Genomic DNA, 7,270 nt, shown 5'->3' on the forward strand with positions numbered 1-7,270 from the left:
GATAAACGCAGATAATTTTAGGGTGTTTTCCGATTTTTGCAATTCAAGTCTAATCGAGATGCTGTTGGAAGATGATAATCCAGCTTTCAATCCAGAGTTTGTTGGTACTCAGCAAATTGTAGTTGCGTAGAAGATATTTGCATCACTTGCCAAACAGTCGTATGATGACTCATCATTATATTGATGATTGTTTTATTCTTGTCACTCAGCTAATATGCGATCGCTCTTCTTGACTCTAGCTCTCATGTGTTTCGCCACCCCCGCTGTTGCCACAACCTGCGAAGAAAGCTTCCAAAAAAAGGGAGACTTTTTCAATGGTGCCGCCTTTTCGGCGCGCGTTCAGGTTGAGGGGTTATCCGTAGAGAAAGCATTTTCCCAATTGCGACCCATCTTAGCCCGCGAGAGCATCAGAACTATCAGCACCGATGTCAGTACAGGTGTTATGAAAGCGGAAAATCCCGCCACAGCATTTCAACGGGCTTTGCCGATCGATGTTTTTGCCTCAGCCGACGGAAATCTATTAACTGTCGAGATGATTTTTACTCTTCCCAGCGGCGTGACGGCAAGTAGGGACACCGTGAAGGGATACTTGTGTGGTGCGCTAAATCAATTGTTGCCCAAAAATAAGTAATTTCTAGTCCGATCGAGATTTTTGTGCAGCCCCAAGAGATTGTTCGCATCTTAGAAAATCTTGGGGTTTTAGAGGTTCGTCTTTGATACTCAAATCCCACAATCTCAAACCCACGGATCGAGCTTAAATTCTGCCTCTAAAAAATCAATAAAACAAGTTATTTTTGCCGGATAAAAACGGCTGCGACGATATACCCCATTAATTGGTAACGGAGTCGGCTGATAATCCTCCAACACAACCTTAATATCGCCCCGGTAAATCTCATCACCAAACATCCAGACAGGCGCTACCGCAATGCCCAAACCCGATAACACAGCGGCTCGAATCGCCACAGAACTATTAGTTTGAAAACAGCCCCCAACCCGCACCTTAATAGTACCATCTGTTCCTTGAAAATGCCACTCATTCCCCGTTGATAAATGGGTATAGATAATACAATCATGATGCACTAAATCATCCGGTTTTTTGGGTTCTCCCGCTTGCTCAAAATAGCCTGTTGTTGCGACTGTGACGCGGCGAGTCGTGCCGATGGGATGGCTAATCAAGGAACTATCCAGACGATTACCAATGCGGATCAAAAGGTCTAAGCCATCCTCTACAATGTCCACAAAACGATCGGTCATCATCAGATCGATCTTGACATCGGGATAGCGTTTCATAAAGGCTTTTAAACGGGGGACAATCTGCATTTCCCCAAACAGCACGGGAGAGCCTAATCGTAAAATGCCTGTCGCCCGTTCTTTTTCTGTTAAACTGGCCTCCGCTTCAGCGATTGTTTCCAAAATTTGCTGACAGTATTGATAGTATTTTTTTCCCTCCTCGGTCAAACTCAAATTGGTAGTAGAACGAGTGATTAATTGTACCCCCAGATATTTTTCCAGAGCGGCGATTTGCTTGCTAATTGTCGGTTGCGTCGTCTGTTGTTCCCGCGCTACCGCCGAAAAACTCTTCATTTCGATCGCCCGAACGAAAGTCTGCATACAGGCAATTCGATCCATACAGTACCTATTCCAAAATGGCATATAACATATTCTATTATGCCTCCTTCTCAAACAAATTGAAATAGATGATGATATTCGCATCAACCATTCTCACCAAAAAACGAAAATGTTCAAACTCAAATCCCTCAGTCCTCTGTTCGCCACCCTCGCTATTGCTAGCGCTATCAGTGCGGGAGATATAGCTGTACATAGCTTTTTGCCAAAATTTCAAAATACGGCAATAGCAGCCCCGGAAATAACGGTTCAGGAAAAGATCCAGATTATTACTAAAAGTAAAGGACAAGTTGGTAGTGGCGACCAATTGCGACGATTTTTCTATGGTGATTTATTACCCTTAGGAGTACAACCTGGTGGGGCTGGCATGGTGGTCAATCTCTACAACAAGGCCAACAATGTTACCTTCTCTTACTGTTCTACCTATGATGTCGTTGTCGCTGTGAAACAAGGGAGAGTAGCAAGTTTTCCCGCCGCTGAAGTGAAGTAATTTGCCTGTTCCCTTGCTGAGTGTAAGTAAGGGAAAATTCCCGATATATAATTGAATGGATATTTAACATGGAACTTCAAGACTTCTTTGCATTGTTACATCCGGCGATCGCCATTATTGCAGTTTTTCCCTTAATCGGCATTGTGGTGAATCGCGCCCTACTCACCCGTCAACGCCGCCTGCAAGTTGCCGGTGGCGAAAAAAGTAAAATTCCGCCAGTAGTAGGTTCCGAACACGTAGCAATCGGTAGTTGGTTGAGTGGCTCAGTTGTAGGCGTTGCTCTACTGGGAATGGCTTATCCCATTTTTTCAAAAATGCTCAGTAACGACATTATTACGAAAGAACCCTTTCGAGTCTTTTTTGTCATCGCCATTTTCCTGTTAACCATTGGTTCTTTCGCGCTACTATTTAAGGCAAAAGTTAAACTGTGGCGAGGCATTTTTGCCACTTTAACTGGAATGGGATTGGTTGTTTTAGGATTTCAACCCGAAATTTATCGTCGAGATAATGAATGGTTTGTTTCCCATTATTACTACGGCATGACAGCGGCTTTATTGATGATTTTTTCACTGGTAATTATCCAAAATATTTATCAGGACAAACAAAATCGCTGGCGTACCGTTCATATCATTCTCAATTGTTTTGCTCTGCTGCTATTTATCGGTCAGGGAATGACTGGTGCAAGGGATTTATTAGAGATTCCCCTCCATTGGCAATCACAATATATTTATCAATGTGATTTCACCAACAAAACTTGTCCTAAACCCAAATAAAACGGTGATTTGAAAATGATGAAATCCAGAATTTTTGCCCTAGAATCTCATGCTCGTTTCTCCGATCGAGCCGCTACGGTGACAGAAATTATTGAAACTAAAAATTCTAGCATCGCTATTTGGGGAGTCAAGCCCGGGCAAATTGTGCAAGCTCATTTTCATCCCGACGGACAAGATACTTGGGTGATGCTCCGAGGCACTTTGACATATTATTTAGGCAATGGTCAAAGCCAAAGCTTGAAGGCTGGTGAAGTTGCCATCGCCGACCAAAATCAGATTCATGGGGCAGTGAATGACTGTAGTGAAGATGCTGTGTTTGTCTCCATTTATTCTGCTCCCCAAATTGGTTACGAACAGGCATCACCTTAAGCTAAGTATACCAGTTGACAGTTGACAGTTACATAGTACGGGAATCAAACCAAATAAAATTATGAAGATTGTTAATGGAGTCCATAAATTTTTAATGGGACTTCCCAGCAGCATATATCTTGGGATTGCTGTTTTGATTTTTGCGAGTTCTAATTCCATAACTCGTAAAATCGTTGAAATTGGACAATCTCATGCTATAAATGGCAGAAATCCTATCTCACTCTGTAATGTCTTATTTGTGGGTAATATTTGTGCTTTGGGGTTAATGACTGTAATTTTTTATCGAGACTGGAACCCGAATACTCTGAAATCTTTGACTCGTAAAGATTGGATTAGTTTAACCATTACAGGTCTTTTATCGGGGGCGATCGCTCCAGCGTTAGTTTTTAGTGCCCTGGGACAGACAAATATTACAAATATCGTGTTAATTGGGCGTATCGAACCAATTTTAACCCTGGGGTTGGGCGTTTGGCTGTTGGGTTCGCGGGTCAATTCGTGGTCAATTGCAGGGTCTCTGAGCTCCTTTGCTGGGGTGATAGTGACTGCTTTTTTAGGCAGTTCAGGGCCGATGATGACGATGGCTGGATTTCAAATTGGAACCGGAGAAATTTTTGTGGCGATCGCAGCGATCATTGGTTCCATTGCGACCGTGGTTGGTAAACTACAATTACAATCCATTCCCTTGGGAATTTTTATGATTTATCGCAATATTCTAGGGACGATAATTTTTTTCCTCTTGGCTAATCTCATTTACGGGCAAAACCATTTTGCAGAAGTGTTATCTCCTTTTCTGTGGCAATGGATGATAATCTATGCCGCAATTATTGTCGTCATGGGTCAATTATGTTGGTTAGCGGGCTTGAAAAACGCGACTGCAACGGAACTAAATTTAGCTAGTTTATTGAACCCAATTGCAGCGATAATTATGGGATATTTGATTTTAGGGGAAGCTCCTACTTTAGCGCAATATTTAGGAGGAAGTTTATTGTTTGTCGGGATTATTTTGGGTGTTGTTGGCAATCTAGCTGGGGCTAAAATAAATCGAGAATTAGTTAACCCCAGTCCTCGCGAGGCAATGTCAATGGCGATCGGTTTCCGGGGAGTTTAATTTATCTGCATTTTAAAGTAGCTGCAATGGTAATAAACTCAGTCCTGAATGCCTCAATGCAAAAAAAACGGTTTTTTACATAATCTGATGACTCCAGCAAAAGATTTTCGTCCATCAAAGCCGGTTTCTCACTTGTTTCGATTGTTGATTAAAGAATTGAAGATGACTGACTGGATCAGGATTTGGATCTGAGCTACATTTGCATTTTTTATTAAATGGGTATCAATACTCAATAGTTCAAAATTATCAGTGATGCGATCGCTCTTCTCTTCGGTACGAGCTCTTCTTCTCTGTAACCCGATCGCTCTTGAGAGAGAGTGCGATGCTTTGCTTTTTGGTTGGGCGATCGCCAAGTTGTACTATACAGTCCTCTGTCTAAGACGACTAAAAGCCAGAAAAGGTATATCATAACCTTAAATCAGATCATTTCTTCCCCAAGGATATGTTCTACTGCTCGAATCCAAGGTGTTCTAATCCTTTCAATCCCGACAAATCTAAATTTTGTCAAAGTTGCGGCCAACCCGACCTCACGCCTCTATTCAGAAACCGCTACCGCGTGATTCGACAGTTGGGCGAGGGGGGATTTGGCAGAACTTACGAAGCGGTAGATATCGATCGCATGGACGATCCCTGCGTCATCAAGCAGTTTATGCCCCAAGTTCAAGGAACCTCAGCACTTGAAAAGGCAACAGAACTGTTTAAGCAAGAAGCGAAACGACTTTACGAACTCGGCGAACATCCCCAAATTCCTCGATTAATTGCTTATTTTGAACAAGACAACCGGCTTTATTTAGTACAAGAGTTGATTGAAGGGCAAAATTTACTAGCTGAATTAACTCAGCAGGGCGTTTTTAGCGAAGAAAAAATTTGGCAGTTGCTGGCAGATATTTTGCCGATTCTGAAATTTGTGCACGATCGCAATGTCATTCACCGAGACATCAAACTTGAGAATATCATCCGCCGCCGCACCTCGCCCAATCCATCTCTATTGGCGGGTAATTTTCGCAACTCCGCTTTCCGCAGAGGAGGGCGCCGAGAGTTAGTTTTAATTGATTTCGGCGTTTCCAAACAAGTGACGGGTTCGCTGATGAGCCAAGTAGGTACCACCGTAGGAACGCCCGGATATTCGCCTCTAGAACAAATGCGCGGTCAAGTTTTCCCCGGAAGCGACTTGTACAGTTTGGGGATAACTTGTCTGAGACTGCTAACTCAATGTTTGCCAAAAATTGACGGCTCCGATGACCTTTACGACGCGATTAACGGCGGCTGGATTTGGAGAGAAAAGTTGCCCGCCGGTACAAAAATTAGCAGCGAGTTGGCAACTATTTTAGATAAATTAATTCAAGATTATCTCAAAAATAGATATCAATCTGCTGATGAAGTAATCAAAGCTTTAAATCTCTATTCTTTACCTCCCCAACCCCATTTTGTCAAAAGTGGGCGAATTGCTGTAAATTCTGCTCAGACCAAGGCCGCTTTACCTCCCCTCAATGCTTATCTAACCGAAGGAGGAAAACTTGCTATCAGTACCCCGCTCAATCACAGCGCCCAAATCAACAGCAACATCTCTGTAAATTCAAGGGTAAAATCTCACACAACTCCGCCTCCTAACCAGGGAACACCAAAGATTGTTACTGTCAAAAGCAGTTTTGAATTTCAGGTGCTGACAGTAGACAATCGCGGGCAAAAAACTAATATTAAAAGTGGCAAAGCGTATTTTTTTGAAGAAGATATCGGCCGCAGTACAGTCATGGAGATGGTATCTGTTCCTGGCGGTAATTTCCTGATGGGTAGCCCAAAAGATCGGGGGGATGGCGACGAAAAACCTGAGCACCCAGTAACTGTAGCATCTTTTTATATTGGCAAATTTCCAGTCACTCAGTCGCAATGGACAGCAGTTGCAACACTACCGGAAATTAAAATATATCTCAATCCCGATGCTCCCCGTTTTAAAGGTGCAAATCGACCTGTCGAGAATGTATCTTGGTACGAGGCGGTGGAGTTTTGTGCTAGACTTTCTCGGAAAACTGGTAAGCATTATCGCTTGCCTAGCGAGGCTCAATGGGAATATGCTTGTCGGGGGGAAACTACGACGCCGTTTCACTTTGGGGAAACTATTACCAGCGAGTTAGCAAATTATAACGGAAATTCTAATTACGCTGATGCGCCGAAGGGAGTTTATCGCTTTCAAACTACAGATGTTGGCAGTTTTAAACCCAATGCTTTCGGATTGTACGATTTCCACGGAAATGTGTGGGAATGGTGCGCGGATGCTTGGCACAATAATTACAACGGTGCGCCTGTGGATGGCAGCGTTTGGGAGTCAGGCGGCGACTTTTCGCTGAGGTTGTTGCGGGGCGGTTCTTGGAACGATCATCCTCCGAATTGTCGCAGCGCGTGCCGCCTCAGATATCAGCCGGATTGTAAGGCTAGTATTGTGGGTTTTCGTGTGGTTGTTTCTGTTGTTTGATAAGTTGTCAGTTGTCAGTTGTCAGTTGTCAGTTGTCAGTTGTTAGTTGTTAGTTGTTAGTTGTTAGTTGTTAGTTATCGGTCATGAGTCAGTTGCCATTAGTCATCGGTCATCGGTCATCAGGAAGAAGGAATCTTTTTACGGAGGCATATTTTACGCTTCATTAGTCCTCAAAATCGGAGGACTAAAGTCCTGACTACAAACACTTTATAAAACAGGTTCGTAGTCAGGACTTTAGTCCGCATCAATCAGAGGACTAAAGTCCGAACGATCAAACAGCAGTTTTTACGGGAAAGAATTGGTTTAAAGCCTCTTCCTTGTAAGGATAAGTTAAAATCAGACGATTCATTAGTCCAATCCTCTTCCTTCCTTTGTCAAGTGCTGTCAACTGTCAACTGTCAACTGTCAACTGTCAACTGTCAACTGTCAACTGT

At 43.1% G+C, this 7,270-nt stretch carries 8 protein-coding genes; 6 read left to right on the plus strand and 2 right to left on the minus strand.

The window, feature by feature from the left end:
- Positions 1-244 precede the first annotated feature (244 nt).
- Positions 245-631, plus strand: coding sequence for a hypothetical protein (locus QT974_RS28200; protein WP_333471698.1), 387 nt, complete (start codon positions 245-247; stop codon positions 629-631).
- A gap of 104 nt (positions 632-735) precedes the next feature.
- Here QT974_RS28200 and QT974_RS28205 read toward each other — a convergent pair whose 3' ends face one another.
- Positions 736-1,611, minus strand: a complete 876-nt coding sequence (locus QT974_RS28205) for a LysR family transcriptional regulator (RefSeq protein WP_333471699.1) — start codon at positions 1,609-1,611, stop codon at positions 736-738.
- A gap of 127 nt (positions 1,612-1,738) precedes the next feature.
- Between QT974_RS28205 and QT974_RS28210 the strand changes: the two genes are divergently transcribed.
- The 4 genes from QT974_RS28210 to QT974_RS28225 all read left to right on the plus strand — a co-directional run bounded on the left by QT974_RS28210 (position 1,739) and on the right by QT974_RS28225 (position 4,366).
- Positions 1,739-2,116 (plus strand): hypothetical protein, encoded by a 378-nt coding sequence (locus QT974_RS28210; protein ID WP_333471700.1) that lies wholly within the window; start codon positions 1,739-1,741, stop codon positions 2,114-2,116.
- A gap of 68 nt (positions 2,117-2,184) precedes the next feature.
- Positions 2,185-2,889: a DUF4079 domain-containing protein gene (locus tag QT974_RS28215; RefSeq protein ID WP_333471701.1), complete on the plus strand. Its 705-nt coding sequence runs from the start codon at positions 2,185-2,187 to the stop codon at positions 2,887-2,889.
- 15 nt (positions 2,890-2,904) lie between these two features.
- Complete coding sequence (locus tag QT974_RS28220; protein WP_333471702.1) at positions 2,905-3,258, plus strand: cupin domain-containing protein; 354 nt, start codon at positions 2,905-2,907, stop codon at positions 3,256-3,258.
- Between the two features lie 61 nt (positions 3,259-3,319).
- Positions 3,320-4,366 carry a DMT family transporter gene (locus QT974_RS28225; RefSeq protein WP_333471703.1) on the plus strand — a complete coding sequence of 349 codons (1,047 nt, stop codon included), beginning with the start codon at positions 3,320-3,322 and terminating at the stop codon, positions 4,364-4,366.
- 229 nt (positions 4,367-4,595) lie between these two features.
- Here the strand turns inward: QT974_RS28225 and QT974_RS28230 are convergent, their stop codons facing one another.
- Positions 4,596-4,775 carry a hypothetical protein gene (locus QT974_RS28230; RefSeq protein ID WP_333471704.1) on the minus strand — a complete coding sequence of 60 codons (180 nt, stop codon included), beginning with the start codon at positions 4,773-4,775 and terminating at the stop codon, positions 4,596-4,598.
- A gap of 33 nt (positions 4,776-4,808) precedes the next feature.
- Between QT974_RS28230 and QT974_RS28235 the strand changes: the two genes are divergently transcribed.
- A complete protein-coding gene (locus QT974_RS28235; RefSeq protein WP_333471705.1) occupies positions 4,809-6,836 on the plus strand; it encodes a bifunctional serine/threonine-protein kinase/formylglycine-generating enzyme family protein in 2,028 nt (675 codons plus the stop codon).
- Positions 6,837-7,270 lie beyond the last annotated feature (434 nt).

Source organism: Microcoleus sp. BM001215392, assembly GCF_036700185.1.
Taxonomy (GTDB): Bacteria; Cyanobacteriota; Cyanobacteriia; order Cyanobacteriales; family Microcoleaceae; genus Microcoleus.